The organism is Agarivorans sp. Toyoura001 (assembly GCF_005405585.1).
Taxonomy (GTDB): domain Bacteria; phylum Pseudomonadota; class Gammaproteobacteria; order Enterobacterales; family Celerinatantimonadaceae; genus Agarivorans.
Window position 1 is genome coordinate 168012 of sequence record NZ_BJEQ01000001.1, and the last position, 26264, is coordinate 194275.

Consider the following 26264-nt stretch of genomic DNA (forward strand, 5'->3'; position numbering starts at 1 on the left):
AGTAAATACAGCCAGACCCAATTTGGTGCAAGGAAACTATTAAATGTTAGCGCTGCACCAATCAAGTTCAACGCAAGTCTTATCACTGGTTCGACAGCATAGCTCAAATCAATAGTTAACAACATGAATAATAAGGTTTTTTATACAGGTTAGTGAAAATAAATTACGATTATGGCATTGCTCGTGCTTTGTTAACTACAAACGCAATTAGGCTAACATTTAGGGGCAGCATGCAGTATTTCGCTAAGCAACTATCGTCAACAGAGCTATACACTAACGCCAGCAGCATTTTGGTATTTACCGATTTAGACGGCACCTTGTTAGATCATGATAGTTATAGCTATGAGGCCGCCCTACCTAGCTTAAACCAATTAAAACTGCTTAAAGTACCCGTCATTTTCAATACCAGTAAAACCTTTATGGAAGTATTGGAACTGCAAAAGAAAATGTCCTTACAGCAGCCATTTGCCATTGAGAATGGCTCAGCGGTTTGCATTCCAGCAGACAGTCCAATCCATCATGATGAGCTAAGCCCACTCAATGTAGGTAAGCAACACTGGAAAATAAAAACCTTTGGCCCGAGTTACCCTGACATTTGCCAGTACTTGAGTGTATTGCGCCAAAAGTACCATTTTCGTTTTCAAGGTTTTAACGATATGAATGTTGCAGAAGTGCAACTTAACACTGGCCTACCTAAGTATGATGCACAATTAGCGAAACAAAGGATGGCCTCTGAGCCTTTGTTATGGAACGACAGCGACGAACAACTCGACTTATTTATTAAAAAGCTCGAAGCCCACAACTTAGCGGTGATTAAAGGTGGCCGCTTTTACCACGTAAAAGCCAAGTTTGATAAAGCCGACGCCATGTTATGGCTAACCAGCACCTACCAGCAACATTACCAACGCAAATTTACCAGCATTGCGCTTGGCGACAGCGACAACGACCGCAGCATGTTAGAGCAAGCCGATGTGCCGGTGGTTATCCCTAAAAAGCACTCATCTGCGTTAATGATCAATCACCCAAATTCAAGCCTAGCGCCCTACCCGGGCCCTTATGGCTGGCATCAATCGATGCAACAGATTTTACATTCCATGATAAACGGAGCATAACCATGGCTGATTTCTATCAAAACGGTATTGTGACAACCTTACATAACTTAACCGATCGCCCACTCGAAGAGTTAGAGCAGGAGCTTATAGCGTTCTCAAAAGTTAGACCGATGAGTTTGGTACTTCCCTCCTTATTCTCAGAGTTGGAGCGCCCAGCGCTAGCCACTATTGTGGAAGAGTTGGCTAAAGTACCTTATCTCAATGAAATCATCATTGGTTTGGATTGCGCCACCGAAGAACAATTTGCCTACGCCAAAGAGTACTTCTCAGGGCTGCCACAACATGTTCGTATTTTATGGAATGACGGCCCACGCTTACGCGCCCTAGACGCCCAATTAGCCGAGCACAACCTTGCCCCCAAAGAAGCCGGCAAAGGCCGTAACGTGTGGTACTGTTTTGGGTATGCGCTTGCCTCAGGCAAAAGTAAAGCCATTGGCCTACATGATTGCGACATTACAACCTACGACCGCAGCATGCTAGCGCGCTTAATGTACCCCGTTGCTAATCCCTTGTTTAACTACGAATTCTGTAAAGGCTTTTATGCCCGCCATGCCGATGGCAAGTTAAACGGCCGAGTAGCTCGCCTGTTAGTGACTCCACTGCTTAAAGCCTTGAAGAAAATTGAAGGCTACGACGATTACCTAGAGTATTTAGATAGCTTCCGTTACTCCTTAGCAGGCGAATTTTCGATGCAGTCAGACGTACTTAATGACTTGCGGATCCCGTCAGATTGGGGATTAGAAATTGGCGTTTTATCCGAGATTTACCGCAACCATTCTACTAACCGTATTTGTCAGGTAGATATTGCTGATGTTTACGACCATAAACATCAAGACTTAAGTTTAGATAACCTTGATGCTGGTTTGGCTAAAATGGCCACCGATATCAGTAAAGCTGTGATTCGTAAACTGGCCACCCAGGGCCATACTTTTAGCCCCGGTAAGTTGCGTTCACTAAAAGCCACCTACTATAGAATGGCCTTGGACTTTATCGATAACTACCACAGCGACGCCTTAATTAACGGCTTAACCTTAGACCGCCACGCCGAAGAAGACGCTGTTGAACTGTTTGCCAAAGCCATTACTGTAGCCGGTGAAACCTTCTTGGAGAATCCGTCGGCGACACCGTTTATTCCAAGCTGGAACCGAGTACAAAGCGCCGCACCGGACTTTTTAGAACGTTTATACGAAGCAGTAGAGGCAGATAACTGCTAACTCTCCTTAATGCGCTCGGTAGGTCACTACCGAGCTGCTTTACTCACCCTTTATCTTCGCTTGTCACTTGCTTCACTCAATTTAGAAAACAACAATCTTGGTAAGTATGTGACATTTTTATTACATAGAGTTTACTTGGCATGATACTACTCACACTATCCTAAGGTCATACCAGCCTAAATAGGTTTCCCAATAAACGTTTATTAACATTTCGACGGAAATCTAAAAGGAATTTTATGCTGATTAAAACCAAACTATCTTTAGCCACTGCGGCTATTTTGACACTTAGTGCATGTGATAATGACAACAATATCCAGGCTGAGCCATTTCAACTCACCATTGCTCATATCAACGATACTCACTCTAATTTTGATCCCCGTTCCCTCGATTTTGTCAATGCGGATTTATCGACAGAGAGTAGCAATTTTGATGTTAGAACCAGCGTTGGGGGTTACCCACGTTTAGCCACTCAGTTAAAGGCAGCACGAGCGGCGGCCGCTGAATCGGGGATGCCGTTCTTGGCTCTACATGGCGGCGATGCTTTTCAAGGTTCTTTGTATTTCAACCTATTAAAAGGCGAAGGTAATGCCCGTTTGCTGAGTCAAATGGGGCTTGATGCAATGGCGGTGGGTAACCATGAGTTTGACTTAGGAAACGACGCATTAATCGCATTTTTAGAGGATGTTAATTTTCCAGTGCTTGCTGCCAACATGGATGTTAGTGCTGACCCAAGTTTGGCCAACCAAACTAATCTGCAACCTTATGTAGTTAAAGAATTTAACGGCGTGCGTGTAGGTATATTTGGCTTAGTGTTAGAAGACATGCCCACCATATCTTCGCCGGGAGAGCTCCTTACATTTGAGTCTGAAGTAAGCTCTGCTCAAGCCACAGTTGACGCCCTGCACGCAGACGGAGTTAATAACATTATCATGGTCAGTCACATCGGCTTAGACCGTGATTTGCGTGTCGCTAATAACGTTAACGGCGTAGATCTCATCGTTGGCGGCCACTCTCATACTTTACTGGGCGATTTTTCTAACCTTGGTTTAGGTAATGGTGATGCCAATACTGATTACGCCGAGCTCATCACCAATCCTGACGGACAAAGCAAAACCTGTGTGGTTCAAGCTGGTGAATATGCACAAGCCGTTGGACAAGTCACAGTATCGTTTAGCGCCAATGGCGAAGTGATAAACTGTGAAGGCCGCAATACTCTGCTTATTGGCAGTGATTTCTTACATGAATATATTGAAGACGCCGGTCGAATTGCTTTAAGCAGTGAAGACCAGACCGCAACCGAAAACTTCGTTGGCAAACAAAACAACATTGCAGTGACAACTGAAGATTTAACAGTGCGAACCATCATCGATACTGATTACTTGCCTCAAGTTGCTGCCTTCCAAGGACAGGTGATTGGCACAATTAACGATGCTAACGACCCCGTAGATACTCAGCAACTCGACCACGTACGTATACCGGGTAAAAACCGTGGTGGAGCCTCTTTGGCTGGAACTGGCTCCGAAGCAGGCGTTCACGTTGCTACATCAATGGTTTGGAAACTTAACAATGCAGGTTATAAGGTAGATATGGCAATTACCAATACCGGTGGAGTACGTGACCATATCATTGTGGAACAAGGCAACAGCGGCGTGACTGCAGGATACATAATGGGTAGCTTACTGTATTTTAGCAACCAGCTCGCGGTGGTTGAACTTAAAGGCCTTGATGTAAAAGATTTACTCGAAACGGCTATTGATTACGCCAGAACTACCTCATCGGGAGCCTTTCCTACCTTCGCCAATCTGCAGTTTACGTATAACGGTACCGCTGCTGAAGGCAACCGCTTAGAATCATTACAAGTGTGTCCCGGCGGTGTTGAGGCAGGCAACTGCGCCAACATAGAAGATGAAACCGTTTATCGCATTGCCACCAATGCTTATATTGCGGCAGGACGCGATGGTTACAGCATATTCTCCGAACGCGCACAAAGTGCTACGGTAAACAGTGGATTTGTAGACAATGAAGTAATGATTGAGTACATCCAACACCTCACCACAGAAGGCAAAGCCTTAGTAGAGCTTGCTACCGGCTTAACTTATATTCCAGTGGCAGGTGACTCTATCGATGCTCCTTTGCTAAAGACTCAAGACAACCTAAATCTTTAATCCCAACAAAGTACACAAATAGGCGAATATTCTTCGCCTATTTTTTGCCTTATCCAGTAACCGATTTATCAGGCGTTATCTGTTAACAATGCACTTTTTGCCAGTAAGAGTTATCTCTAATGCGAAACACCAGCGCGACTAATTCAAGTAATTAAGTAGAACATGTCTGATTCAAGCTCTGTACTTAATTTCAATCACCGTCATTCGCAAAACATCAATTTTTATTTGAGAGCCTTGTAAAATGATCCCCTATCTTAATCACCTGTTGCTCGTATGAACCGTAAACGCATTGCTCTTATCATTACTTTTTTTGCCAGTGTGCTCGCCTTAGATTTTGAGCTTATGGCTGAAGAAATACTCTACAAAGAAGCGGTGCCAACTCAAAGCAATACACATCACTTTCATTTGAGGGGAACACACCTTGAGTAAACGACAAACCACCAATGACAGAGCGACCATTGTAAATACCTTGACTAAGTTTCGTCCGGGTACCATGGTAGACATACAGCTCTCTGCAGGCGACAGTCAGCGAATAAAAGCTAAACTGGTGGGTTACCAAGAGGGTGGCTATTTTGCTTTTTCTATCCCCCAGCAAGTGTATGCAGAAAATATGCAGCGTGTTTTTGAAGGTAAAAGTTGTGTCGTAAGAATGATGGCTGAAAGCGACGTAGGGGTATGTGTAGCGTTCAAAACCCAGGTAATGACTCTAAATAAAAAGCCACAGATTTTGCTGTTTGTTCAATATCCACAGCAAATTGAGTTTTTTAGCTTACGCAGCAATAGCCGCATTAGCACTCACCTACCGGTACTTGTGAGCGAGCAACAAGACACCAATACCTTGCCCGAAAATATTACACAACGGCTTGAAGGCGTAGTGTTAGATTTATCTGAAGGGGGCTGTCGAATTGAGGTAGCCGCACCTGCAAACCAACATCGCTTAAGCATGGTATTTGTGCAACTCATTTTGCGCTTTCCACTAACCCCAGAAAAGCCGATTGTGTTAAATGGTCAAATCAAGAGCCAACAACATAGCGCTTCTAATACCTTACGTGTGGGTATTCAGTTTGAAACAAATAAGCATTTAACAGCAATGTTCAACAAACTAAATTTATTTACTCACCCTGGCTTTGCTGCCTAGCCTTTTGCTGCGCAGAACAGCGCCGCATGCTTTTTTACTGGGGAGTCATTTGTATCCACCAAATGCAAACCGCTGCTGAGCCTCAGCTTTTTTTAGCATGTAACAACTTGTCTATTTGATAAATCACTTCCAGTTCTTCGGCGCTGCGCGAAAGCAATACATCCCACATTTTCAACATAGAGGCTTTTGCTGGCGGTTTGCCCCCCGCCACGCGCTCGGCGGCAGTTAGGGGTAAAAGCTGTATCACACTGATATCCATCGCTTTTGCGATTGCACACATATCTAATAACGTTAGCTGGCCGGTGCTTTCTCTGTCTAGCTTGGTATATATAGAGCTAGTGGGTAAACCGGCCTTATCGGCCAAGGTCTTTTTCGACCATGATAAGTTGGCCATTAAAAACTCTATTCGCTCAATCAACATACCTCTTATTTCGGCGTCTTTTAAACCAAAAAACTCGTAGCCTTCACTGTCTAAATTTGGCATTCCATAATCCGTAACATTGCCTTATCACTCTTCCAATATATAGAAAAACGCTTTGTTAAGCTAAGCCTAAGTTAACAAATCAGACCGAACTAACTGAGGCAAATACAATGAAAAATCTACCTTCGTATACACTAAAAGCAAGCGCAGCAATATTGCTCATGTCGGCTGCTAACCTTGCTTTAGCGGCTAACAAACCGGGCGACGATTTACCTTACTTTAACGCCCAACGAACAACTGCCCAGCCTACTGTTGAGGTGGCAGACTTCACAGGGAAATCGCAACAACAACTGGCTACTTACCTAGCGGAACAACCTAGAGAACAAGCGCCTCAAAACATCATAAATAGCTTTAAAGTTGCGGTTGAAAACAACCGAAAAATTGCCCCTGAGTATACCGCAATGATGGAGCAACAAGCCGTTATCCGAGGCGTACCAGTAGAACAACTATTTGCTGAAGCCAGCATGATCGATTGGGCGGTGAACCAACAAATCATTAAATCGATGCAACAACAGCAAGCGGTTAAAGATATGAATGGCTGCACCACAGTAGCGTTTAACAATGGCATCGTTGGCCAAACTAACGATTTAGCTATAGCCGCGTTAAGCGCAAATACCACCATAGTAAAAACGGATGACGTGATATTTTTACCTACCGATGGTGCTCACTTTCAAGGCATGGGCAAACATGTAGGTATTGTGATTAATTTCTTAGGGGTAACCGCTGGCGAAGATGGTTTAGGTCGCAGTAACTTAGTCTCTACCGATGCAATATTTGCCGCAGCTACTGGCGCTAAATCTATTCAAGATTTTATTACAACCATTGAAGGGTACACTAGCATTACGCCGCTTAATTTCACTCTAGCAGATGACCAAGGTAACCACGCCGCTATTCGTATCCATGCCGACGGTATGGAACTGCTTAGCGGTAATGAACGCGGTATCGGCCATGCTAATCATACCGAGCAGTTTAAACAAACCATGCTAGACAACATGGGTAGCTTTAAAGCGAATCAAGCTTTCTTCAATACCTTCGCTCGTGAGCAAGCCGTCTTCTCTTTCTTAGATTACTCACCTGAGCTCAGTGTTGAATCTATGCAGTGGTTGTTTAACAAAAAGCCCATTAACCTCTCTAAATATCAGGGTAAAGACTTTGTTACTGTAGAGGCGATGGTATTCGATGTTAAAAATGGCTGCGCCTATGTAAGCGGTGATAACCCTCGCTTTACCTCTTACAGTAAAACCTGTTTCTAATCGCTCTTTTATGGCGCTGTCAACAAGCAGCGCTATTCTCCTGTTTGAGTAAGTGCTTGCCAATTTTCCACCCGCTTTTGTGCAACTCCCGATTGCTCTAAGGCTTTTTGTACCAAACCCATACTAAACAAAATGTCTAAGCCTTGATCAATGGCTTCGGCAATTTTTTTGCCGCTAGGGTGTTGCTTCGACACCATAAAATGACGGCTTTGAGTAAAACTAACCTTGTAGTTGGGGATAGGTAAAAACACGCCATATTGATCATAAATGGCTAACTCAGAATTATTAGGAAACTCCAGAAAGGCAATGCTAATTCGCTCTTTACTCAACAAACCAAACAATGACTGATTACGATTAAGCTTCTTAATTTTAGTAAAACCAATTTGCTCAAGTTGAGCAATATCCTGATACCAGGTTTTACCAAGTGCAACCTGCGAGTCTAGAAGCTGCTCAATCTTTAGATCTTGCTCAAGTAAGGCCGAACCTTGTTTTACATAAAAGCCTTTCTCAAAGGTATTTTTAGCAATAACTGCCCGCGACTTATAAGTGCTTGTATCAAACTCACTCTCCCAAATATCAGATTGATAAACGGCCACACTTCCCTTTTTTACTTCGCGAAGGCTGCGGCCTGTGTTAGGGGAATAGGTAAATACTAATGAATGGTTTAACGAACTTAAACTCAGTGCTTGCACCATTAACAATAGGCTCACTGTTGCTCGGTCAGAAACCGCAGAACGGTAATCGGTGATTTTTGCAGGGTCTCCACCTTTCAGTTCCAACAGCTGTTGGTAGTTGCTGATAGTACCTATATCACCAATAATGCTTACTTCTGTTGCAGCCACAGAGTGTAGGCTAAGACAAACTAAAACACTCGCTATCCACGCTCTCACTTACTCCCCTTTCATGCTATTTGCATGCTTATAGCCTGTAACTCACTCGCCACGGTAAACGACCTAAAACCTTTTAAGTGTAGTCAGCCTCACCGTCGGCATTGCGAAAGCAATAGCAGACTAGCGCTTTGATTGGTTTTTAGTTGCTCTAACACGTTCAATAATAGTCAGAATAAGCACCCAGGACGCAAGAATGAAAGTAATAACATTAGCCACAAACACAGCCAAATCTTGAATCAAGAAGCCGTATAACATCCATAAACCCACACCTGTAGTTAGAATGCTATACATCGACAAGGAAATACCTGAAACATTTTTGGTTTTAATAATTTGCAATACTTGTGGCACGAAAGAAAAAGTGGTGCAAGCGGCAGCAATCAGGCCTAAAACAGTCAGTGCGGTCATAGTCAGTACATACAATAAAATTGGTAAACCAATATATCAAAATACCGTTAAATCAGCCGAGTATAAATGCCTATGCACGTCACACTCTTAAAACTCTTTAGTTTTTGCATACTGATAAACTGGCGTACGAGCATTCACCTAAGCTCCATTTATTGCACCACAATAAAACAAAGGCACCAAAACGGTTCGAAATATATATTAAAATATCATATGAAAATCTATCAATCCCACTATCACCACTAGCGAGCCCCAAATAGATGCAAGGGCATATTTTTTGCTTAATCATGCAAAAATAATATAAATGGACTTAGGCTCAATGTATTTAACATCACAAGAAAAACACTGGTTGCCCATATTTGGACAGACCGGAAAACTGGCCATGCGTAAAGCATGTTGGCTAAATAGAGAACGTAAAGAACAGCTAAAGCAAACCTTTGAGAGCATTTCTAGCACGCGGGTAAAACTGCTGCATAGTTGGGCAAATACTCAATGGGACTTCTTACAAGACGCCATGTTTTATTTGGCCACCAAACCGCTAGAACAACAGCCCGAAGTATTGTCTCAGCTGCTAAGCCGAAACAACGATTTTTCGGAGCTATTTATTGTAGACCTACAAGGTAAAGTTACCGCCAGCAGCTTCCAGCCACACACCGGACAAATAGCTGCCAGTAAACAAGCCCTAGAGCAAGGTATAGCAAAACAATTTCTGCACGGACCTTATCAAGATCCACGCACACTTGCTCCTGGCGCATCTAGCTCAAAATTCCATGACCAAGTCACCTTAATGTTTTACCAACCGCTAGAGGTGAATGGTCAAATTGCCGGTTGCTTATGCGGTCGGGTACCTAATGATGTATTAGGTGATTTAATTCAACGTGAAGCCGGACATATTTATAGCGAATCTGGCGATAACTACATCTTTATGGTTGATGCAAACTTCGACCGCTCTATAAAACCAGGCATCGCTTTATCGCGATCCCGGTTTGAAGACAACACCTTTTCTCACGGCGAAAACCTTAAATCGGGCGTAAGTACCGATTGGGGGACAGTTAAAGTGGCTAAGCACACTGAGTTTGAGATCCGTTTTACCGATCCCGCCACGAAAGACCTACACCCTGGCGTGCGTGAAACCATCAAGAATGGCAGCAATGTATTCATCGATTACCCCGGTTATTCTGATTACCGCCACATCCCCGTGGTAGGTAAAGGCATAACCTTTCAACTACGCGGTTCACCCGATGTGTGGGGTATGATGTGTGAAGCCGATTTGGAAGAGGTTTATCGTCACCGTTCACTCAGCCACAAGTTAAGTAATAAATACTTACTTAGCTCTCTATTTAGCATTGTGCCGCCGCTAGTAATCGCCAATCAATTCAGCTTAAGCGTGAATCAACTGGCCGGTTTACTGTTGCTGTTTTCAGCCCTTAGCTGGCTAGCGTTTAAGCAAATTGTTGCTGCACCTTTAGCTAAGCGTTTAGAGAAAATGAGTGGCGTCATTCAAACCATTGCCGAAGGTGATGGCGATTTAAAACGTCGCCTAGATGCCAGCAGGTTTCGACCCGATGAAACCGGCGACCTAGGCCGCTGGATCAATAGCTTTATTGATAATCTAGAAGGCGTAGTAGGCGGTATTATCTATGCCTCAAATGAAGTAAAACAAGTGAGTAGCTCAATGCTCCGCCGCTGTGGAGTGGTAGATAACTGCACTCAGCAAACATCAAACTCTATCGATTCATTACTTAATCTCGCTCAACACCAACAAGGCGAAATTATCAAAGCCACTCAATCAGCAGAAAACCTACAACAAGTAATGAGCAATATGGTTGAAAGCGCCGAAACTGAATACCAACATGCAGTAGAAAATACCCAAGAGATCAAACGAATAGTTGAGGCATCAGCCAAAAGTGTTAACCACGTAAACAACGAAATGAAGCAGATTGAAGACATCGTTAAACTGATTACGGGTATTACAGAACAAACCAATCTTCTGGCCTTAAACGCCGCCATTGAAGCAGCCCGCGCAGGTGAACACGGTAGAGGTTTCTCGGTGGTCGCCGATGAAGTAAGGCACCTTGCCACAAGAACATCGGAAGCCGCCAACCACATTGGTAACACCATGGGTAAGCTGCGTTCACAAACAGAGACCGCAGTGGACTACATGGAGCAAGGCGTTAAAAATGTCGACCAAAGCTCTGCCCTACTCGATTCCGGCCAACGTAGCGAAGAACTGCAACACGCAGTGGAAAGCATGTTTAACACCATTAACCTGATTGCCGGAAACAGCGAGCGGCATAGCGAAACCGCAGAGCAGGCTCAAGTCACCACCTCTTCGCTTGAACTGTCTTCGCAACAACTTACCCGCCGAACGACCTTGGTTAAAAACTCGATTATTCGCCTACATCAACTGGTGGAGCGTTTTGAGGTCACCAAAGCCGCTTAATGAAAACACACTAAAATGCTTCCAAATCCGGGGGCATTTTAGATTCTTGGCTTCTTAACAGCTAGGCACCAACCAAAGCACTTGATAGGGTTTCAGTTTGCAACTGGCTAACTCAATAACGGTATCGCCCAACAAGTCTTCACACTCACCCAAATAAGCCTTTGGCAGTTGCGCATGATGCTCAACTTGTTGCGGGTACTTTGTTAAGTTAAATACCGCTAGGAGTGACTGCCTAGCAACAGTTTCATTATCTCTTGGCGCATCGCCACGCTGCAATACAAATAAAGCATCGCCACAGTCGTAAACCCGTTGCGCCGATTCAGGATGAAAAGCCCCAATGGTTTTACGTAAGGCCAATAAGTCACGATAACGTTGAAACACTTGGGCTTGTGAGCTGTGCTCTTGAGCAAGTAAAGCTTCAAACTCTTCACGCTGCCAACGGTGGCGGTTAATCGAGCGAGTTCGGCCAGTTTGCTCAACCAAGGTATGGTCATTAGCCGTAGCGGTTAAACTATGAATATACACACCCGGTATGCCTTGCAAACTCAACAGCAGTTTTTGGCTGCATAAAAAGCGCTCTACTTGCCATTGGTCTGAACCAGTACGGGTACCTTGCAGGGCATCAAATAATGAAATATTCAATTCATAAGGATTTTGTGTGCCGTCGCCGTTCGACTTCATACTCACAAAACCACCAAAGTTGTGAACCGATTCGGCTAAATCTGTAATTTCATGCTTAGGAATGATTTGCTCTACCGCTCTCACGCCAATTCCGTCGTGCGATGCAACAAAGTTAAAATAGTTACAGCCTTTAGGCAGTGCGACTAAATCACGCGCCCAAGCCGTAAGGTAGTGTCCATTACCACGGTTTAAGGCATGTAATAACAGGGGTGGCAGTGCAAACTGGTAAACCATATGCGCTTCGTCACCTTGGCCAAAATAACTGATGTTTTCCTGATGAGGCACGTTAGTCTCGGTAATCAATACCAAGTTGGGATCCAACTGCTGCATAACCCAGCGCAGCAACTTCACTACTGAATGAGTTTGCGGTAAATGAATACAGTTGGTACCCAGTATCTTCCATACAAAGGCCACCGCATCTAGGCGCACAAATCGTGCACCTTGTTCTAAGTAGTAAATAAAAATATCGAGAAAGGCTAACATCACTTTTGGATTAGAAAAGTCTAGGTCGATTTGGTCGTCACTAAAGGTCGCCCAAACGTGTTTCAAACCTTCGCGCGTATACACATCAACAATCAGTGGGCTAGTTCTAGGGCGGGTTACCGCGCTGTAATCTAGCTTAGGATCAGACTCTACAAAGTAGTCTTTGCCCTCACCCGACCCATTCACAAAATCGTTAAACCACAAGCTTTGGCGCGAGCAATGATTCATGACCAAATCAAACATAAGCTCAAAATCTTGGTTAAGTGTGGCAATATCACTCCAATCGCCAAGGTTGTAATTCACTTGTTTGTAGTCGATGACAGAAAAGCCATCATCTGAGCTAAATGGGAAAAACGGCAATATATGTACTGAGCTAATTAAACCAGATAGATATTCCCGCAAAAATTGATGCAAACTTTGCAAAGGCATTAAACCCTTGCTGAGCACGCTATCGCCATAAGTAATGAGAATGAGATCTTGCTCAGACCATGCTTGATAACGAGGAAAGCTTGATTTAGCCCGCTCCACTTTACTCAAGATTTGTTGGGCTAAATTTGTGTCTAGTTCTGTTCCGTAGATTTTAGTAAGCAGCTGCTCGAGTTCATCCATGTAGGGTCCTCAATAATGGCTTTTGATTCTCATCTAAGAACGTTTCCAATTACTGTGCCAATCACTCAATAATCAAACTCGATTCGCTGCACAATCATAAGTGACTGTATAAAAAGACCTTTAATCAAATTGATTGCACTTAAAGCAACACTTATCTCTAAACCGCAAGGCGGGTCATCCGGCATCAATGCTCGCTTTTAACGCAAGCTAATGATGCATTCATCTATTTCGCACCAACAAGGTGCAAGCACAACCTAGGTAACCCTTAAGTGATATCAAAGGAAAATCTATCATTCATCATAAAAACAAACACTTAGCACTATAGTGGCCGCTTGCTGGCATCGCTCTTGCTGGGTAACAGTAGACGTTAATAAACCCGCACTCATTAAGAATGTAAGGTTACAAGGAGTTCCAATGACCATGATAAAGAAATGTTTATTTCCCGTAGCTGGCTATGGTACCCGCTTTTTACCGGCCACTAAGTCTATGCCGAAAGAAATGCTTCCTATTGTAAACAAGCCACTCGTGCAATACGGCGTGGAAGAAGCGGTTGCCGCAGATATGAGCGACATGGCTTTTATTACCGGTCGAGGTAAACGCGCCATTGCCGACCACTTCGACATTAGTTATGAGTTAGAGAACGAGATTGCAGGCACCAGCAAGGAAGAGTACTTAAAAGAAATTCGCCACCTGGTCGACAATGTTAACTGTACCTACACTCGCCAAAAGAAAATGATGGGATTAGGCCATGCGGTTCTTTGTGGCGAAACACTGATTGGCCAAGAACCTTTTGGCGTAGTGTTAGCCGACGATTTATGTTTTGGTGATGACGGTGGCGTATTGGCCCAAATGACCAAACTCTACGAACAATTCCGTTGCTCAATTATTGCCGTAATGGAGGTGCCCCTTGAAGAGGCTCATAAATACGGGGTCATTGAAGGTGAAGCCTTACGAGACGATTTATTCCGTGTTACTTCAATGGTAGAAAAACCCGCCAAAGGCGAAGAGCCCTCTAACCTTGCGGTAATTGGCCGCTATATTCTTACTCCCGATATTTTTAGCTTAATTCGCGATACCAAACCAGGGAAAAATGGCGAAATTCAATTAACCGATGCGCTGTTAACCCAGGCACAAAATGGTTGTGTAATGGCGTATAAATTTAAAGGGAAACGTTTTGATTGCGGCAGTGTTGAGGGCTTTGTTGAAGCCACCAATTACTGCTTCGAGAACTTATACGGTAAGTAAGTACTAACACCAGTGCCAGCGTTAAGGCGTTGGCACTGGTTCTACCAAAGCCGGTTGTAAATTAAACCCCATGTGAACCAGAGTATAACCGGTATAACGCTCTGGCCTTTTCCACACTACCTCAAAACGATGGCGCAAATAAAAGCTAAAGGCTTCTGAATTATCGGCAAATAAATGTAGAACCAATCGCGAACGCAAACTCTTAGCTAGCTCTAATAGCTGTGAGCCAATGCCTTTACGTTGCCAACTTGGCGACACAAATAATGCGATGAGCTTTTCGTCCATCAGTGCTAAAAAGCCGCAAACCTGTCCTGCCACTTCGGCAACCCAAACCTCAGATTTAAATTGGTACAAACGCTGCAGCGCGTCTTGTCGCTCCCACCAATATTTACCGGGCAAAAAATCATGTGCGCGCAAACTGGCAGCAAGCCAAATATCGCCAATTTCTTCGTAATCGTTTTGCTCGGCTTTGCGAAGTGTTAATCCCGCAGCGTTAGTAAAAGAGTTCAAAGGACTTGCTTCACTTTCTGTTCATAGATTAATCATTATGGGTAATAAGGAAAAATAGCAGTGTGAATTAGATCGTGTTCTCCTTGCTCATGCCCGACATAGATCACAAGGTGTTAACAAAATCACAAATGATTCGCTTAACACCTATCAACGTTTACTGGTTTCAGGTTTACAGAAGCCATAACCAAATGACAGTTTGACTCTGTGATGCTGCTTCAGTTAAGGCTTACGGTACTGGGGTAATAGTAGAGATGTCACAAAAGCTATTATATTGACGGGTTTGGGCTTCCAGTTTTACTTTCTTACCTGAACCAGCCAATTGGGTTAGCAATAAAGAGTATTCTTCAAACTGCGGGTGCTCACTAAGTAAATACAAGCCCCCTTGGCTTGCGGGACAACTATTGATGCTAGGTGCAGGTAACACTGCAACCAAAAGGCCTTGTTTAACTTCTTTCACATTTTCGATACTTAACTGCGAAGGCAAATTAGCTAATTCAGCATGTGACGTTGATATAAACAGCAAGGAGGCAAACGCCAAAACAATTTTTCTCATAAATATCTCCAACAACAACGAGGTTAATAATGCACTTAACCAACTTAGTTTACGCCAAACCAGCAAGCCGCCCTAGGTATTCACTGCATTTTTGCTAAACCAGCCACAGCAAAATAACCCTAAGAAAAAATTCATTACCGTTAGCAATAAAACATGAGGGAAATAATCTCCGCCAGCTACAGTTACTTACCGAGTTCGCCACTTTACAAGGTAGTTAGCGCGATACGCTTCAAAATCTCCTAAAAGCCGATTTAAAATGCATAAATACAAAACATCAGCAGATGCTATATTTTTTGTAAAAGTCTCTGGCAAATACGTTTAATATTATTTACTATTCGCTCAATTAACTCGTAACCAACTGTAAAAATAGAATTGTGGTTAAGATGTAGATTTTTTGCTCTTTTGATAATGTAGCCATCACGGTGGTTTACATTTGACAAAAACGAGGAACAAACATGATTTTTTATTCTAGATTTACGCATATAAGTGACTAACCGACACGTCACCTTCTGAGCGTTTTTCAGCAAAATATATAATCGCAATCATCTATCGATTCACCCAAATTTAAGTAGCACAAGGAGTGTTTTTATGGGCTTTAACAAATTGTCATATTATATTGTTTTATCGGTGGTTTGTGGCAGTGTTTATTACATCAGCTCTAACGCCCGCCAACCAGGACAAGTCCATCATCTTCACCCAGACAATTCCTTAGCAGGAACAGTTACTCAACCCAAACCAACCCCACCCAGCGCAAATGAGCCATCACTTTCTCAAACAACGCTACAGCAGCCTAAATTACCGGAAAACATCGCCGAGCCGAGCCTCGTTCCCCCCTCTGCCATTACCGAAACCGCAGACCTAACACTATGGCGCGGTTCAGAACAAGGAGTTCCCAGTGATTATCAGGACATTGAGGATCCTCGAGTAAATCGAGCGTACTTTGAGCTCAACTCATTAGCATTCACATCGATTACCGATGGCAAACAATTTGACCTGCATATTCCACAAATAGATCAACATTTTGAAGTGTTAGGTACCCAAGTAGAATTTCACCAAAACGGTGACCGAACGATTACTGGCAAGATACTTGACCTTGATGGACATAGTTATTCAGTGGTATTCACCCACGGCGAACATGGCACCTTTGGCAATGTCACCACACCGCAGGGGTCATATGTAATAGAAAGCAATAACGCCGACGGGTGGATAGCCTCGGCGACTGACTTACACAATCTACAAGACTTTTCTAAACCTGATTACATCGTGCCAAATCCAAATAACCATCTGCAACCAACACCAGAAATCTAAATAACAACAATAAAACATACTTACACAGCAAGGATGCCGCGAGCTTAGTGGCGAATCAAAGGAAATGAGATGAAAAAAACAATTAAGTCATCGTGGTTAAAATCACTCTCAGGTGCAGCATTAACTTGCACTATTGCGCTTAGCGCTAACCAAGCGCTGGCGCTAGATACCATTGATGTAATGGTGCTTTACGATGATGCAGCAGAAGTTGATCGCCGCGGTGCGATAGAAACCTACATCAACCAAATAGTCGCATATAGCAACTCAGCATACGAAGCCAGTAACATGAGTGTTCGAATGCGTTTAGTACATCAACAAAAATTTACCGGCGTAAACGCTACCGCATTAGATGGAACAGCCTTAGACAATTTAGTAAATAACGCCCAAGTAAAAGAACTGCGCGCCGAATATGGCGCTGATGTAGTGGCCATGCTAACCAAAGCCACGGGAGGCATTTGTGGTTTAGGTTATGTTGGTACTGGTAGTAATGGGAAAATGAACGATTGGTTCAAAAACTACATGTATTCTATCTCAGGCTCTAACTGCGGTGGGGCAACTTTTGCTCACGAGGTTGGCCACAATATGGGCCTAGCCCACGACCGCAAACAAGACACCGCTGGTGGCGTTTTCCCATATGGCATGGGCCACGGCGTAGATTATAGTTTTGCCACTATTATGGCTTACGCTCACTTATATAATGCGCCATCGGTAGACGTATTCTCTAATCCACGCATTGCCAGTTGTAAGAACCAACCTTGCGGGGTAGACGCATCCTTCTCTAACAGCGCAGACTCAGCCTTAGCGGTAAACCAAATTTCTGCACAAATGGCCGCCTTCTATCCTTCTAAGATTGTCGACCCTACTGATCCGGTAGACCCTGTTGACCCGGTAGACCCCGTTGACCCGGTAGACCCCGTAGACCCTGTTGAACCGATAGTGCCAGATCCAATTAACCCAGTACCGGTTATCGACGACAACATCATCACTAACGCTAGCTTTGAAGAAGGCTTAACGCCGTGGTTTGGTCAATATGATTCAGCGGTAGTCCTTAACGATGTACGTCGTTTTACCGGTGAGAAAAGCTTACGTTCATACGACCGAAAATACAGCTATGCAGGCCCAGCGTTTCAGTTAAACAACAAATTACAAGCGGGTGAAAAATACAATTACTCAGCAGCGATAAAACTGCTTGGTGAAGGCAGTCAAAAACTAAATGCCACGCTGTCGGTAGAAGACCAAAACGGACATCGTTTTCAATCAATTGGCGCAACAATGATTAACCCAGATGGCTGGGTAACGCTTGAAGGCACTATTGATTTAACCACTAGCACAAACCTAAAAGGCGCTTATATATTGTTCTACGGCCCAGAAGTAGGCCGTGAATTCTACTTAGACCAAGTTAGCTTAGTAAACCAAAATCCTAATGGCGGTGAAGAAGCCGACCCCATCAATCCAGTGCCAGAGATTGAAGGCAACTTGGTAAGTAATGCCAGTTTTGAACAAGGATTAGCACCTTGGCTTGGTCAGTACAATTCACAAGTGAGCGAATCGGCGATGGCCCGCGCAACTGGCGAATACAGTTTACGCTCGCATGGGCGAACGAAAAACTACGCGGGCCCTGCTATCTACTTAAGCAATGAGCTAACACCGGGGCAAAAATATCAAATTAAAGGCTCGGTTAAACTGCTGGGTACAGGCTCTCAACCCGCTCAGGCTACTTTAGCAATTACCGATAACAATGGCTTCCGCTTCATAAACCTTGGCAAAAGCGCGATGAACGGTGAGCAATGGAGCGAGTTTGTTGCAGAGTTAGATTTGTCTAGCTCCACCAGCATCGAGTCAGCTTATTTGATGTTCTATGGCCCAGAAGCGGGTCGCGAATTTTATTTAGACCAAGTATCGGTAGTGAACTTAGGAGCAGACATTCCGCCTCAAGAGCCAGTAAACCTATTAGGTAATGGTAGCTTTGAATCAGGCAACGCTGCGAGTTGGCTGTCGGGATATTCGGCCACTACTCGCGTTACAGATACCGCCTATTTAGGTAACTATGGACTATCTAGTAGCAAGCGAACCGAGTGGTATCACGGCCCTAAACAGCTAATCACCACTAAACTTAAAAACGGCGCTACCTACCAATTAGACGCTTGGGTTCGCATGGCATCAGGTTCGGATAAAATTGAAACCCGCCTTTACTACCAAGATAGCAACGGTTACCACTGGGTACGCCTTGACCAAGTAACTGGCACCACGGCATGGTCGCCACTTAGCAGCCAATTTACGCTTAATTATACAGGCACCCTAAAAGAAGCCGCCCTGCACTTCTTTGGTCCCGCTAGCGGAAGCTCTTTTATGCTAGATGAAGCGGTGTTAGTCGAGCAATAAAAAGTAATAACTAAGTAATAAAGAAGGCCTCTGTTTGAGGCCTTTTTTATAAGACAGCGCTTTGCGCAGTCTCTAAGTAAGGCTTTCAATTTTACCTTAGGCTGTAGTTATCCGATAATGCCTTTCAAGATCTTTGGTTACCTCTCCCCAATAAGAGGCTTTAACCCTAGCTTGATGACAGTCAAATGCTGCTTGGCTAATAAACACTTCATACACATTAAATTGCTTCGGATTAATCTCATCAGGCTCAACCCTAAACACCAAACAGCCTTCCTCGGCTAAGGTGAGTTGTTTGTGATGAATCAGCGCACATTTTACCGTTTCAAGATCGGCGTCGTTAACCATGATAAAGCCTTGCAGAATGACTGTAGACAAGCAGCTACTCCTGAATAACATAGAATGGTTAATCGCTAGCGACAGCACTATCGCTTATACAAAGTAAAAAGAACCTAACTCACTCCGCCCTATGCCAAACCAAGCGCTAGAAAGAACGACGACTGTAAAGCAGTGCATCCTCAGCTGAGTACTCGCCCGTTAGTTCGCGTTTAACGTCCTTAGGGTTTATCTGCTGTCTAGGTTTACCATAAGCATATACAACAAACTGGTCATTGCTAATCTTACAACGAACACATATCTCAACCCTGTTATAGCCATCTGGCTCGGTAATACGTTCCAATTTATCCATTACAGCGAGTGCTTCATCAGAGACTTGAAATACCTGCCCTGAAACTCGACTTCCTGAACCTTTTTGCAAAATCAACCAAGGTGAATAGCGATCTCCCACAAGATACAAAGGGTAGCGCTCTATTGTTTCAAACTCACTCCGAAATCGAACGCCTCTATTCGACCGATGGTTAGGGAATCCTTCTTTCAATGTTCCAAACACAAATACTTTAGGCAATTTATCTCCTTTGTTTACTCAAATAGCACTAAGCAATAGCGGAAAGATTCGACGGTGTAGTTATTCACTAATTCACTCTGCAACCTGGCGCTAATATATTGATAATAGGTAGATTACTCTGCTCTCTCAAGATCAAATACATTTAGGAAATATACAGTTACGGCATCTTTAAAGGCGTACAAGAAAGCACAATAAGCCATGCTTTTGATTTACCGCTCTTGTTAAAGCCCCAAGGTTAATTTTAAATCCACATTCAGCGCCTCAAAAAAACCAACATTGCCGCCTGACAAGTCAATCAGTTTTGGTAGAATAGCGCCCCTAATTTATCAAAGAGCTATTCCGTTATGTGGTTTAAAAATCTAATGCTGTTCCGAATTACCAAAGAACTGGAACTTGAACCAGAAAAGCTAGACGCTACGCTAGACGAGCTAAGCTTTAGCCCTTGCGGAAGCCAAGACATCAGCAAATTTGGTTGGGTAACGCCAATGGGCAAATTTGGCCAAAGCCTTACTCACGTTATCGGTAACGAATACTTGGTATGTGCCAAGAAAGAAGAAAAGATGCTACCGGCATCGGTGATTCGCGATACCTTAGCCGACAAAGTTGAGTTAATTGAGCAAGAGCAGCAGCGCCCACTTAAAAAAGCGGAGAAAGACGCACTAAAAGAAGAAATTGTGATGACGCTATTACCGCGCGCATTTTCTCGCACTAGCCTAACTTACGCTTGGGTAAGCCCAGATAACAACTTAATCGCTGTTGACGCAGGTAGCGCCAAAAAAGCCGAAGAAGTGATTTCATTATTGCGTAAGTCTTTAGGCAGTTTGCCGGTTACCCCGATTAAGTTAGCCAACCAAGCAGACGTAACCATGACTGATTGGCTAAATGAAAAAGCCATTCCCGCTAACTTTGAACTAGGTGAAGAAGCCGAGTTGCGCAGCGCGCTAGAAGGCGGCGGTATTATTCGTTGTAAAGAACAAGACTTATTCAGCGACGAAATCAAAGTACACCTAGATGCCGACAAATTCGTGACTAAACTAGAGCTGACTTGGGCTGATTCTATTCGCTTTTTAATTAGCGAAGACATGAGCATTAAAGGGGTTAAGTTTACAGATACCATCACAGAGCAAAACGAAGACATCGACAAAAGTGATGTTGCCGCTCGGTTTGATGCCGATTTCGCCCTAACCAGTGGCGAGCTGACTAAAATGATCCCAGATCTCATCGCAGCCTTAGGCGGCGAATTAACCAGCTAAGTCCCCACAGTTACTTACCTCATTCACCAACCATTAACATAGTTTCAAGTACTTATTAATTGGTTGGTGATTTTTTAGCCAAAAGCATTGCAAGCCCTGTTCTCTCCGCGTAAAATGCGCGCCCTTATTGTGCTGCTCGCAGCCTTCCTCAATGATTCGACTCAGACCCGGAGCTTTGATGTTTACACCAGAATTACTGTCACCTGCTGGCAGCTTAAAAAACATGCGTTACGCTTTTGCCTACGGTGCAGATGCGGTTTACGCTGGCCAACCTCGCTATTCGTTACGCGTGAGAAATAACGAATTTAATGCCGAGAATTTACAGCTAGCGATCAACGAAGCTCACGCGCAAAACAAAAAACTCTACATGGTAAGTAACATTGCCCCGCACAACGCTAAGTTAAAAACTTACCTGCGCGATATTGAGCCAATTATTGCCATGAAGCCTGATGCCTTAATTATGTCTGATCCAGGCATGATTATGATGGTGCGAGAAGCCTTTCCAGACCAAACTATTCACTTATCGGTTCAAGCTAACGCGATTAACTGGGCCACCGTTAAGTTTTGGCACCAGCAAGGGGTTGAACGGGTTATTTTGTCGCGCGAGTTATCGCTAGACGAAATCGAAGAAATTCGTATGCAAGTACCAGAAATGGAACTTGAAGTATTTGTACACGGTGCATTATGTATGGCCTACTCTGGCCGCTGTTTGTTGTCTGGCTACATTAACAAGCGCGATCCTAACCAAGGCACTTGTACTAACTCTTGCCGCTGGAAATACAACGCACACGAAGCCAAAGAAAACGAAGTGGGCGACATTATTGCCGCGCAGCCACAAATAGTAGAGCCAACTTTGGGTTCAGGTACGCCAAGTGATCAAGTGTTCTTATTACAAGAACAAGGCCGCCCTAACGAATACATGCCCGCTTTTGAAGACGAGCACGGCACCTACATTATGAACTCAAAAGATTTACGTGCCATTCAACACGTAGAGCGCTTAACCAAAATGGGTGTGCATTCACTTAAAATTGAAGGCCGTACTAAGTCTTTCTATTACTGCGCCCGTACCGCTCAGGTTTATCGCCAAGCGATTAACGATGCAGTTGCAGGCAAGCCTTTCGACCCAAGCCTAATGGGTACCTTGGAAAACCTTGCCCACCGCGGCTACACCGAAGGCTTCTTGCGTCGTCATACTCACGACGAGTACCAAAACTACGACTATGGCTATTCGATTAGCGATACCCAACAGTTTGTTGGAGAAGTAGCGGGTCGTAACGCTGCTGGCCTTGCTGAAGTCACCGTTAAGAACAAGTTCTTATTAGGTGACACCCTTGAGTTAATGACGCCACAAGGCAACCTTAACTTCAAACTAGAGCACCTAGAAAATAAGAAGGGTGAGCTAATAGATGACGCTAAAGGCAGCGGCCACACGGTATTTTTACCAGTGCCAGAAAACATAGATTTAAACCACGCCCTGATCATGCGTAACTTACAATCTGGCCAAGATACGCGTAACCCGCATCAAGCGAGCGAAGTAAAAGCTTAATTGGTGGCTTTGAAATAAACTAAAAAAAGCCGATAGTTTTAACTATCGGCTTTTTTAACCTTAACTATTAGCTTTAACTAAGAGGCGTCACGCACTAAACGTACGAAATTATAAAAACGCTCGCCCCCTTCGCCTAAGGGTCCATCTGCATATTTTGTATCAAAACGCATTCCACCCGCCCCATGAAAATCATTCCCCTCATCATCTGGAGCAGTACCAAAAGCAACATACCAAGCATAATAGTAATCTAAGCTGTCGCCGCCAAAGTAAGCACTAGTACTTGACCAAAAGTAGCCATAATCAGTGGAGGTATTTGTTACATCTGATGTCAGCACCGTTATCTCAAAAAACTCGCTATCAATGGCGGGGCCTAAATTGGCTTCATCTTCAGCACTAGGCGACTTACTGTAATCAACAATGCTTTGTAGCTCTTTAATGTTAGGTAAGCGCCAGTCGGTAAAGCCAGCAAGATAAGACTCTTCAGCGTAAGCTAAAGCACTTTGCCAATTCATTCCATACCCGCTATCGGCCTGCGCCCACATTAAGCCCGTGGCATTATCTGTAATCGTTCCATCCACATTATCTACAAACTCATTCTCACCGTAACTCCCTCCACGTACAGCGCGAACATAGTTACCCATTGCGCCAGACACGCTAGCAGGGTAAGCCTTAATGTGACCGGTTGCGTGGTTCACCCCAAAGGCGGCTTCAGTCCCCCCGTCTGCTGTGGTACCTACATAACGCTCTGTCCAGTACTGCTCATCTTTACTCACCGTATAACTAGCAATAGCGAAATACGCCGTATCCAAATAAGGCCAACCAATAGAAAAATCACTGATCGAAAACAACTCTTTGGTATTTGGAATACGCCAGTCACTGAAACCGCCTAATTCAAGCTCGTTACAATAATCCACCGCTTCTTGGTAACTAAAACTTTCATCACTGGGCACTTGTTGCCACATTAAGCCAGTTACACTATCACTCACGGTGCCGTCATTATTGTCGGTAAAGCTAAAGGCACTTCCTGAATACTGAGCGTCTTGCCCAAAAAAGGCTGCATCACTACTTGGGCAATCGATGATTTCTCCGTCGTTATCGGAGCAATGTGTCTGTCCAGTATCTACTAGTTGAAAGCCCAAACTCGCTTCTTCTTCCTTGGGGCTTAAAGGATTGTCGATACTGTTACAAGCATTGAGTAATACACCCAAGCCGAACAGTATTAGCCATTGAGACTTCGTTAACGGGTGTAAATGGCGTTCGCCCAGCATGCCTTATCCTTTCTAATTGCTGATTAAGCGTCTAGTGTTATGCGCAAAAATGCAGATAACGTGGAGTAAGTAGGGAAAAAGAATGCAGTTACTAGAATATGCGAACATTGACTTAAGCAGATTTTTCTAAGGCGAGAAAGTGAATCTGCATGTTTTATCCATTTTTCATTACAAAAAATTTGGCATAATTAACCCACAAAGCTTAATCCTTGCGGTGTACAGCAGTAGCGCTATTATGCGGCGGCTAAACTCAACGACTATGTCCTTAACTCAAAAACTCAGCACAGCCTTTATTGGCCTTACTCTCTTTATCCTTTGCGTAACCATGCTATTGGCTCGTTGGAGCTTTGAGCGCGGATTTCTTGATTACGTAAATGCATTAGAACAACAACGCTTGCAAAGCTTGGCCTCGGCCTTATCGCTCGAATACCAACAAGCCAACAACGATTGGGCCTCCCTGCCGTCAGATACCTTTGAAGAATTAAGCATCCACTCTTTCACCAAGCTGGGTACAAAGCCACGCGGCCCAAGACACCCGCCGCCTCATTTCGACGAAGCATTTGACCCATTTTCGCCACCACCGCATTTCATCACTCCCACGTCGCTGTATAACCAACAAGGGGAGCGCTTAGCTGGCCCTCAAATTGCTGCCAGCCCGCAACCTATTAGCGTAAACGTTTATTCTAACCAGCAAATAGTAGGGGAGCTTCGCAGTACACCAAGGCGAGAGTTTCACTCGCCACAGGAAACCGCCTTTTCCCAGCATCAAGCCAGAGCTAGCATCGCTATTGGACTTATATGTTTGGCGATGGCGGCGTTAGTATCGGCACTTTTAGCCAAAATGTTGCTAGCACCAGTAAAACGTTTATTAACCGGTATTTCTGAGTTATCTAAAGGTAATTACTCCAACCCCATCAGCGAAAAACGTCACGACGAATTAGGCCTGTTGATGAGCGATTTGGATAATTTAGGACTTCAGCTAGAGAGCAATCGTAGCGCGCGCCGCCGATCCTTAGCCGATATATCTCATGAGCTGCGAACGCCTATCACGGTACTAACCGGAGAAATTGAAGCTATAAAAGACGGTATTCGCCCACTAAACATGTCTCAAGTTAACTCCATAGACAACGAAGTCTCGCGTCTACGGCGGCTCATAGAAGACCTTTACTTACTCTCGCTATCGGATATTGGTGGCTTAGAATATCATTTTGAAACACTCAAGGTATCAGAGCATCTAGAGCAAATCGTTGAGTCAGTGACCACAAGAGCCAAACAAAGCGGATTAAACATTACATTAAGTTGTAGCAACAATAATGAGATAAGCGCTGACCCAATACGGCTGCAACAGCTACTCACCAACCTAGTAGAAAATGCTCTCGCCTATACGGCTGCTCCCGGCGATATAGATATACAGCTCAGAGCTACAGCCAGTGAAGTCATCATTTGTTTTAACGACACCGCCCCAAGTATAGATAGCGGTGCATTAGAACTGCTCTTCGAGCCGCTTTACCGACCCGATGCTTCACGGAGCCGACGGACCGCGGGTGCTGGCTTAGGCTTGGCGATATGCAAAAACATTGTTAACGCCCATAAAGGCAATATTACAGCCAAACAATCTCCCTTGGGTGGCTTAAAAATAGAGGTCCGTTTACCCCTCATAGCCAGAGAAAATAATGATTAAACAGCATATTCTGATCATTGAAGATGAACAAAAAATCGCCCAGCTATTAGCAGACTATTTAGAGAATGACGGCTTTCAAGTGAGCACTCTTAACGAAGGCAACCACGCAGTAAGCGCAATTAAAGCCTCACAACCCGCCTTTGTTATCCTAGACCTCATGCTACCAGGGGTTGATGGTTTAACTATATGTAAACAAGTGCGCGAATTTAGCGATGTGCCCATAATGCTGCTGACCGCACGGGTAGATGAAATTAGCCGCCTACTCGGTTTAGAGCTGGGCGCTGATGACTACGTATGTAAGCCCTTTTTACCACGTGAAGTGGTAGCCCGAGTGCATGCAATATTAAGACGTGTTAATGCCCCCAAAGAGCGTCATTCTTCTGTCAAATACCGCAATGTAGAACTCAGCCCGAATGCCTTTAAATGCCGGGTGAATGGTCTCGATTTAGAGCTCACACCAGTCGAATTTAAACTACTACAGACTTTAATGGAGCAACCTGGACGAGTTTATTCACGAGAACAACTCATGCAGCATTGCTACTCAGACAATCGAATTGTGAGCGAGCAAACCATTAACAGCCATATTAAAAACCTACGCAAAAAAATGGCAGAACAAAACGATAACTGCGACATCATCCACTCTATTTACGGACTGGGGTATAAAGTTGAGTAAATAAAACCACCGTGTTTACACCATTCCTGCATGGTTTCTGCACTTTGTATTTATACACTTATGCACTCTCATT

General features: G+C 44.1%; 22 protein-coding genes. 13 read left to right on the forward strand and 9 right to left on the reverse strand.

The annotated features are described in order from the left end of the window. Window positions 1-230: 230 nt before the first annotated feature. The 4 genes from FFR00_RS00760 (at window position 231) to FFR00_RS00775 (ending at window position 5629) form a co-directional block, all read left to right on the forward strand. Window positions 231-1112: a mannosyl-3-phosphoglycerate phosphatase gene (locus FFR00_RS00760; protein ID WP_137671460.1), complete on the forward strand. Its 882-nt coding sequence runs from the start codon at window positions 231-233 to the stop codon at window positions 1110-1112. A gap of 2 nt (window positions 1113-1114) precedes the next feature. Then, on the forward strand, window positions 1115-2326 hold the full coding sequence (locus tag FFR00_RS00765) for a glycosyl transferase (RefSeq protein WP_137671461.1): 1212 nt from the start codon (window positions 1115-1117) through the stop codon (window positions 2324-2326). Between the two features lie 236 nt (window positions 2327-2562). Next, window positions 2563-4491, forward strand: coding sequence for a bifunctional UDP-sugar hydrolase/5'-nucleotidase (locus FFR00_RS00770; RefSeq protein WP_137671462.1), 1929 nt, complete (start codon window positions 2563-2565; stop codon window positions 4489-4491). Window positions 4492-4912: 421 nt separating this feature from the next. Continuing rightward, complete coding sequence (locus tag FFR00_RS00775; RefSeq protein ID WP_137671463.1) at window positions 4913-5629, forward strand: PilZ domain-containing protein; 717 nt, start codon at window positions 4913-4915, stop codon at window positions 5627-5629. Window positions 5630-5711: 82 nt separating this feature from the next. Here the strand turns inward: FFR00_RS00775 and FFR00_RS00780 are convergent, their stop codons facing one another. Beyond that, a complete protein-coding gene (locus FFR00_RS00780; protein ID WP_137671464.1) occupies window positions 5712-6113 on the reverse strand; it encodes an XRE family transcriptional regulator in 402 nt (133 codons plus the stop codon). 107 nt (window positions 6114-6220) lie between these two features. Here FFR00_RS00780 and FFR00_RS00785 point away from each other — a divergent pair, with 107 nt between their 5' ends. After that, window positions 6221-7363 (forward strand): hypothetical protein, encoded by a 1143-nt coding sequence (locus FFR00_RS00785; RefSeq protein WP_137671465.1) that lies wholly within the window; start codon window positions 6221-6223, stop codon window positions 7361-7363. 32 nt (window positions 7364-7395) lie between these two features. On the opposite strand, the gene FFR00_RS00790 is transcribed toward FFR00_RS00785, so the two are convergent. Beyond that, complete coding sequence (locus FFR00_RS00790; protein ID WP_137671466.1) at window positions 7396-8253, reverse strand: hypothetical protein; 858 nt, start codon at window positions 8251-8253, stop codon at window positions 7396-7398. A 120-nt stretch (window positions 8254-8373) separates the two neighbouring features. Next, entirely contained in the window at window positions 8374-8658 is a 285-nt protein-coding gene (locus tag FFR00_RS00795; protein ID WP_137671467.1) for a SemiSWEET transporter, read from the reverse strand. Window positions 8659-8974: 316 nt separating this feature from the next. Between FFR00_RS00795 and FFR00_RS00800 the strand changes: the two genes are divergently transcribed. Continuing rightward, a complete protein-coding gene (locus FFR00_RS00800) occupies window positions 8975-11098 on the forward strand; it encodes a methyl-accepting chemotaxis protein (RefSeq protein WP_137671468.1) in 2124 nt (707 codons plus the stop codon). 54 nt (window positions 11099-11152) lie between these two features. On the opposite strand, the gene FFR00_RS00805 is transcribed toward FFR00_RS00800, so the two are convergent. Then, window positions 11153-12871 carry a sugar phosphorylase gene (locus FFR00_RS00805; RefSeq protein ID WP_137671469.1) on the reverse strand — a complete coding sequence of 573 codons (1719 nt, stop codon included), beginning with the start codon at window positions 12869-12871 and terminating at the stop codon, window positions 11153-11155. 420 nt (window positions 12872-13291) lie between these two features. Here FFR00_RS00805 and galU point away from each other — a divergent pair, with 420 nt between their 5' ends. Further along, window positions 13292-14116, forward strand: a complete 825-nt coding sequence (gene galU / locus FFR00_RS00810; RefSeq protein ID WP_137671928.1) for a UTP--glucose-1-phosphate uridylyltransferase GalU — start codon at window positions 13292-13294, stop codon at window positions 14114-14116. Between the two features lie 21 nt (window positions 14117-14137). Here galU and FFR00_RS00815 read toward each other — a convergent pair whose 3' ends face one another. Both FFR00_RS00815 and FFR00_RS00820 read right to left on the reverse strand, forming a co-directional pair. After that, the gene (locus tag FFR00_RS00815) at window positions 14138-14626 is read right to left on the reverse strand and encodes a GNAT family N-acetyltransferase (RefSeq protein WP_137671470.1); all 489 of its coding nucleotides are present in this window, start codon (window positions 14624-14626) and stop codon (window positions 14138-14140) included. 226 nt (window positions 14627-14852) lie between these two features. Further along, window positions 14853-15179 carry a hypothetical protein gene (locus tag FFR00_RS00820; protein ID WP_137671471.1) on the reverse strand — a complete coding sequence of 109 codons (327 nt, stop codon included), beginning with the start codon at window positions 15177-15179 and terminating at the stop codon, window positions 14853-14855. Between the two features lie 588 nt (window positions 15180-15767). Between FFR00_RS00820 and FFR00_RS00825 the strand changes: the two genes are divergently transcribed. Together FFR00_RS00825 and FFR00_RS00830 are read left to right on the forward strand one after the other, a co-directional pair. Beyond that, the gene (locus tag FFR00_RS00825; RefSeq protein ID WP_137671472.1) at window positions 15768-16487 is read left to right on the forward strand and encodes a hypothetical protein; all 720 of its coding nucleotides are present in this window, start codon (window positions 15768-15770) and stop codon (window positions 16485-16487) included. Between the two features lie 69 nt (window positions 16488-16556). Beyond that, window positions 16557-18869, forward strand: coding sequence for a carbohydrate binding domain-containing protein (locus FFR00_RS00830; RefSeq protein WP_137671473.1), 2313 nt, complete (start codon window positions 16557-16559; stop codon window positions 18867-18869). A gap of 96 nt (window positions 18870-18965) precedes the next feature. Here FFR00_RS00830 and FFR00_RS00835 read toward each other — a convergent pair whose 3' ends face one another. Together FFR00_RS00835 and FFR00_RS00840 are read right to left on the reverse strand one after the other, a co-directional pair. Then, on the reverse strand, window positions 18966-19244 hold the full coding sequence (locus FFR00_RS00835) for a putative quinol monooxygenase (RefSeq protein WP_137671474.1): 279 nt from the start codon (window positions 19242-19244) through the stop codon (window positions 18966-18968). 106 nt (window positions 19245-19350) lie between these two features. After that, window positions 19351-19770, reverse strand: coding sequence for a gamma-glutamylcyclotransferase (locus FFR00_RS00840; RefSeq protein WP_137671475.1), 420 nt, complete (start codon window positions 19768-19770; stop codon window positions 19351-19353). Window positions 19771-20114: 344 nt separating this feature from the next. Here FFR00_RS00840 and rdgC point away from each other — a divergent pair, with 344 nt between their 5' ends. After that, complete coding sequence (gene rdgC, locus FFR00_RS00845) at window positions 20115-21023, forward strand: recombination-associated protein RdgC (RefSeq protein ID WP_137671476.1); 909 nt, start codon at window positions 20115-20117, stop codon at window positions 21021-21023. Between the two features lie 178 nt (window positions 21024-21201). Next, complete coding sequence (yegQ, locus tag FFR00_RS00850; RefSeq protein WP_137671477.1) at window positions 21202-22569, forward strand: tRNA 5-hydroxyuridine modification protein YegQ; 1368 nt, start codon at window positions 21202-21204, stop codon at window positions 22567-22569. A 77-nt stretch (window positions 22570-22646) separates the two neighbouring features. Here the strand turns inward: yegQ and FFR00_RS00855 are convergent, their stop codons facing one another. After that, the gene (locus FFR00_RS00855) at window positions 22647-23837 is read right to left on the reverse strand and encodes a DUF1566 domain-containing protein (RefSeq protein ID WP_137671478.1); all 1191 of its coding nucleotides are present in this window, start codon (window positions 23835-23837) and stop codon (window positions 22647-22649) included. A gap of 139 nt (window positions 23838-23976) precedes the next feature. Here FFR00_RS00855 and FFR00_RS00860 point away from each other — a divergent pair, with 139 nt between their 5' ends. Both FFR00_RS00860 and FFR00_RS00865 read left to right on the forward strand, forming a co-directional pair. Next, window positions 23977-25518: an ATP-binding protein gene (locus FFR00_RS00860; protein ID WP_137671479.1), complete on the forward strand. Its 1542-nt coding sequence runs from the start codon at window positions 23977-23979 to the stop codon at window positions 25516-25518. Then, window positions 25511-26191, forward strand: coding sequence for a response regulator (locus tag FFR00_RS00865; RefSeq protein ID WP_174235912.1), 681 nt, complete (start codon window positions 25511-25513; stop codon window positions 26189-26191). The genes FFR00_RS00860 and FFR00_RS00865 overlap by 8 nt, the downstream gene beginning before the upstream one ends. The last annotated feature ends 73 nt before the right edge of the window (window positions 26192-26264 follow it).

Bases quoted from the DNA above. Each gene is read 5' to 3' on its own strand.
- galU (WP_137671928.1), top strand. From the start codon at position 13,292: ATGATAAAGAAATGTTTATTTCCCGTAGCTGGCTATGGTACCCGCTTT.
- FFR00_RS00770 (WP_137671462.1), top strand. From the start codon at position 2,563: ATGCTGATTAAAACCAAACTATCTTTAGCCACTGCGGCTATTTTGACA.
- yegQ (WP_137671477.1), top strand. From the start codon at position 21,202: ATGTTTACACCAGAATTACTGTCACCTGCTGGCAGCTTAAAAAACATG.
- FFR00_RS00760 (WP_137671460.1), top strand. From the start codon at position 231: ATGCAGTATTTCGCTAAGCAACTATCGTCAACAGAGCTATACACTAAC.
- FFR00_RS00780 (WP_137671464.1), bottom strand. From the start codon at position 6,113: ATGCCAAATTTAGACAGTGAAGGCTACGAGTTTTTTGGTTTAAAAGAC.
- FFR00_RS00825 (WP_137671472.1), top strand. From the start codon at position 15,768: ATGGGCTTTAACAAATTGTCATATTATATTGTTTTATCGGTGGTTTGT.
- FFR00_RS00800 (WP_137671468.1), top strand. From the start codon at position 8,975: ATGTATTTAACATCACAAGAAAAACACTGGTTGCCCATATTTGGACAG.
- FFR00_RS00795 (WP_137671467.1), bottom strand. From the start codon at position 8,658: ATGACCGCACTGACTGTTTTAGGCCTGATTGCTGCCGCTTGCACCACT.
- FFR00_RS00805 (WP_137671469.1), bottom strand. From the start codon at position 12,871: ATGGATGAACTCGAGCAGCTGCTTACTAAAATCTACGGAACAGAACTA.
- rdgC (WP_137671476.1), top strand. From the start codon at position 20,115: ATGTGGTTTAAAAATCTAATGCTGTTCCGAATTACCAAAGAACTGGAA.
- FFR00_RS00820 (WP_137671471.1), bottom strand. From the start codon at position 15,179: ATGAGAAAAATTGTTTTGGCGTTTGCCTCCTTGCTGTTTATATCAACG.
- FFR00_RS00785 (WP_137671465.1), top strand. From the start codon at position 6,221: ATGAAAAATCTACCTTCGTATACACTAAAAGCAAGCGCAGCAATATTG.
- FFR00_RS00855 (WP_137671478.1), bottom strand. From the start codon at position 23,837: ATGCTGGGCGAACGCCATTTACACCCGTTAACGAAGTCTCAATGGCTA.
- FFR00_RS00865 (WP_174235912.1), top strand. From the start codon at position 25,511: ATGATTAAACAGCATATTCTGATCATTGAAGATGAACAAAAAATCGCC.
- FFR00_RS00765 (WP_137671461.1), top strand. From the start codon at position 1,115: ATGGCTGATTTCTATCAAAACGGTATTGTGACAACCTTACATAACTTA.
- FFR00_RS00830 (WP_137671473.1), top strand. From the start codon at position 16,557: ATGAAAAAAACAATTAAGTCATCGTGGTTAAAATCACTCTCAGGTGCA.